Below are 4,320 nucleotides of genomic sequence, written 5' to 3' on the forward strand. Positions count from 1 at the left end.
ACAGAACAACCGGAGGACAGCCCAGCAGGGCGTCAGTCAGTGGCAGAGCCACGACCACCAGGGACCCGGTTAGAACTATCAGTGTCGGTGGTGGGTCGTACGGTGGACTCGTGCGACCCATCACGAGTATTGAGCGGTCAGTGACGCCCTTCGAGGTCGTCAGTCCCTTCCAGCCGAACGGGGACCAGCCGGCGGCGATCGCCGAGCTGGAGCGGCGGATCAAGGGCGGGGAGAAGGACGTCGTCCTGCTCGGTGCCACCGGTACCGGGAAGTCGGCCACCACGGCCTGGATGATCGAGCGGCTGCAGCGGCCCACCCTGGTGATGGCGCCGAACAAGACGCTGGCCGCCCAGCTGGCGAACGAGTTCCGCGAGCTGCTGCCGAACAACGCGGTCGAGTACTTCGTCTCGTACTACGACTACTACCAGCCCGAGGCGTACGTCCCGCAGACGGACACCTACATCGAGAAGGACTCCTCGATCAACGAGGAGGTCGAGCGGCTGCGGCACTCGGCGACCAACTCGCTGCTGACCAGGCGGGACGTGATCGTGGTCGCCTCCGTCTCCTGCATCTACGGCCTCGGCACCCCGCAGGAGTACGTGGACCGGATGGTCCCGCTCAAGGTCGGCGAGGAGATCGACCGGGACGTCCTGCTGCGCCGTTTCGTGGACATCCAGTACGCCCGCAACGACGTGGCGTTCACCCGTGGCACCTTCCGGGTCCGCGGCGACACCATCGAGATCTTCCCGGTCTACGAGGAGCTGGCCGTCCGGATCGAGATGTTCGGCGACGAGATCGAGGCGCTGTACACCCTGCACCCGCTCACCGGCGAGATCATCAGCCAGGACGAGTCGGTGTACGTCTTCCCCGCCTCGCACTACGTGGCCGGTCCGGAACGCATGGAGCGGGCGATCACCGGCATCGAGAAGGAGCTGGAGGAGACGCTCGCCCGGCAGGAGAAGCAGGGCAAGCTGCTGGAGGCCCAGCGGCTGCGCATGCGCACCACCTACGACATCGAGATGCTGCGCCAGATCGGCACCTGCTCGGGCGTCGAGAACTACTCGATGCACTTCGACGGCCGCGAGCCCGGCTCCCCGCCGAACACCCTGCTCGACTACTTCCCGGAGGACTTCCTCCTGGTCATCGACGAGTCGCACGTCACCGTCCCGCAGATCGGCGCGATGTACGAGGGTGACGCCTCGCGCAAGCGCACCCTGGTGGAGCACGGCTTCCGGCTGCCCTCCGCGATGGACAACCGCCCGCTGAAGTGGGAGGAGTTCCTGGGGCGGATCGACCAGACGGTGTACCTGTCGGCGACGCCCGGCCCGTACGAGCTGTCCCGCGGCGACGGCCAGGTCGAGCAGATCATCCGCCCGACCGGTCTGATCGACCCGGAGGTGATCGTCAAGCCGACCGAGGGCCAGATCGACGACCTGGTGCACGAGGTCCGCACGCGGGTGGAGCGGGACGAGCGCGTCCTGGTGACCACGCTGACCAAGAAGATGGCCGAGGACCTCACCGACTACATGCTCGGCCTGGACATCCGGGTCCGGTACCTGCACAGCGACGTGGACACCCTGCGCCGGGTGGAGCTGCTGCGCGAGCTGCGCGCGGGCAGGTACGACGTGCTGGTCGGCATCAACCTGCTGCGCGAGGGCCTGGACCTGCCCGAGGTGTCGCTGGTGGCGATCCTGGACGCGGACAAGGAGGGCTTCCTGCGCTCCGGCACCTCGCTGATCCAGACGATCGGGCGGGCCGCCCGAAACGTCTCGGGCCAGGTGCACATGTACGCGGACCGGATCACCCCGTCGATGGAGAAGGCGATCGACGAGACCAACCGCCGCCGGGTGGTGCAGCAGGCGTACAACAAGAAGCACGGGATCGACCCGCAGCCGCTGCGGAAGAAGATCGGCGACATCCTGGACACCCTCGCCCGCGAGGACGTGGACACCGACGAGCTGCTCTCCACCGGCTACCGCGGGGCCGCCGGGAAGGGCAAGGCCCCGGTGCCGGCCCTGGGCATGGAGCGCAAGCAGGGCGAGAGCCTGCCGGCCGCCGAGCTGGCGGAGCTGATCCAGTCGATGACGGACCGGATGCACGCGGCCGCCGCCGACCTCCAGTTCGAGGTCGCGGCCCGGCTGCGTGACGAGGTGAAGGAGCTGAAGCGGGAGCTGCGCCAGATGCGGGAGGCCGGCGTGGCCTGAGCGGGGGCCGAGGGGGCCGAGGGGGCCGACGGGGGCCGACGGGGGGCTGAGGCGGGTCGAGGCGGCCGCCGGGCCGGGCCGGTGTGACACCGGTCAAGCCCGGCGGTGTCTCAGCCTTGCCACAATGCGGCGACCGCCGGGAGGTGCGGGGTGCCGCAGGCCCTAGGCTGGCCTGCGGCATCGACCTCGGGACGGGGTGGTGCGACAGCAACAGGGGGCCTCAGCCGGGGGACGGCACGGGGTGTTCCACCGTGGCGCCGCGCGGGGAGCGACCGCGTGGCCGGGTAGAGAGGACAACGCCGTGTCGGTGAACCTTGCCAAGGGCCAGCGGGTCAGTCTCCAGAAGGGGCCGGGCGGCGCGTTGACCGTGGTCCGGATGGGCCTCGGCTGGCAGGCCGCGCCGAAGCGGGGCCTGTTCGGCAGCCGCACCAGGACGATCGACCTGGACGCGTCGGCGCTCCTGTACGCCGAGAAGACCCCGTCCGACGTGGTGTTCTTCCAGCACCTGGAGAGCACGGACGGTTCCGTCCGGCACACCGGGGACAACCTGGAGGGCGGCTCCGGCACGGAGGACGACGAGGCGATCCTGGTGGACCTGCTGCACGTGCCGGCGCACATCACCCAGGTGGTGTTCACGGTGAGCTCGTACACCGGGCAGACCTTCGCGGAGGTGCAGGGCGCCCACTGCCGGCTGGTGGACGAGACCACGGGCGAGGAGCTGGCCCGGTACGAGCTGGCCGGGGGAGGGCCGCACACCGGGCAGATCATGGCGAAGGTGTTCCGTGACGGGGCCGGCGGCTGGGAGATGCAGGCGATCGGCGCGCCGGCCAAGGGGCGGACCTTCCAGGACCTGCTGCCGGCGATCGAGCCGTACCTCTGACGGCATCCCTGGCGGCATCCCTGACGGGCGCCCCGGACGTCATCTCTGACGGTTCTTTACCTTCTTTACCTTTCTTTGGGCTTCCTGTTACTCTCGATGGCAGCGGAGGGGAGTATTCCCCCGCAGTTGTCCCCGTCATCACGGGCGCCCACGAGTGGCGCCCCGGGGCGCTGGTCCGTGCGGACGCCCCGAGAGCGGGCCCGACGGGCGGAAGAGACCTCCGGCAGTGACGATGACTGTCTCGCCTACCTGCCGGAGGAGCAGTAGTGGACGTTTCCGTAACCATGTGGGTCACCACGATCGGTGTGCTGATCGCACTGATCGTGGCGGACTTCTTCATCGGAGGGCGCAAGCCGCACGAGGTCTCGATCAAGGAGGCCGGGATCTGGACCGCGGTCTGGATCGTGCTGGCGCTGATCTTCGGCGGGTTCCTCTGGTGGCACTCCGGCGCGCAGCCGGCCGGTGAGTTCTTCGCCGGTTACATCACCGAGAAGTCGCTCAGTGTCGACAACCTGTTCGTCTTCATCCTGATCATGGGCAAGTTCGCGGTGCCGAGGATCTACCAGCAGCGCGTGCTGATGTTCGGTGTGATCATCGCGCTGGTGCTGCGGGCGGTCTTCATCGCCGGCGGCGCGGCGCTGGTCACCCAGTTCTCCTGGGTGTTCTTCATCTTCGGCGCCTTCCTGATCTGGACCGCCTGGAAGCTGATCAAGGAGGCCCGGGCCGGCGAGGAGGAGGACGAGTTCGAGGAGAACCGCCTGCTCAAGTCGATCGAGCGGCGATTCCCGTCCACCGACACGTACCACGGCACGAAGTTGTTCATCCGGGAGAACGGCCGCCGGCTGATGACCCCGATGCTGATCGTGATGCTGGCGATCGGCACCACGGACGTGCTGTTCGCGCTGGACTCCATCCCGGCGATCTTCGGCCTGACCCAGGACCCGTACATCGTCTTCACCGCCAACGCCTTCGCCCTGATGGGCCTGCGTCAGCTGTACTTCCTGATCGGCGGCCTGCTGAAGAAGCTGGTCCACCTGTCGTACGGCCTGTCGGTGATCCTCGGCTTCATCGGCGTGAAGCTGGTGCTGCACGCGGCGCACGAGGCGGGCGCGAACGTGCCGGAGATCGGCATCCCGCTCTCGCTGGGCGTCATCGTGGTCGTGCTGGCCGTCACCACGGTGACCAGCCTGATCGCCTCGAAGAAGCAGGAACGGGCCGAGCGCGAGGCCCAGAAGC

The 4,320-nt window shown here is 68.4% G+C and carries 3 protein-coding genes; all 3 read left to right on the top strand.

The window, feature by feature from the left end; all coding sequences use genetic code 11:
• Nucleotides 1-110: 110 nt before the first annotated feature.
• Nucleotides 111-2,204, top strand: a complete 2,094-nt coding sequence (gene uvrB / locus ACFV61_RS26410) for an excinuclease ABC subunit UvrB (RefSeq protein ID WP_063349496.1) — start codon at nucleotides 111-113, stop codon at nucleotides 2,202-2,204.
• 301 nt (nucleotides 2,205-2,505) lie between these two features.
• Complete coding sequence (locus tag ACFV61_RS26415; RefSeq protein ID WP_063349497.1) at nucleotides 2,506-3,084, top strand: TerD family protein; 579 nt, start codon at nucleotides 2,506-2,508, stop codon at nucleotides 3,082-3,084.
• A gap of 266 nt (nucleotides 3,085-3,350) precedes the next feature.
• A partial coding sequence (locus ACFV61_RS26420) for a TerC family protein (protein WP_380494260.1) occupies nucleotides 3,351-4,320 on the top strand: 970 nt, incomplete at its 3' end.

The organism is Kitasatospora sp. NPDC059817, assembly GCF_042731835.1.
GTDB lineage: Bacteria > Actinomycetota > Actinomycetes > Streptomycetales > Streptomycetaceae > Kitasatospora.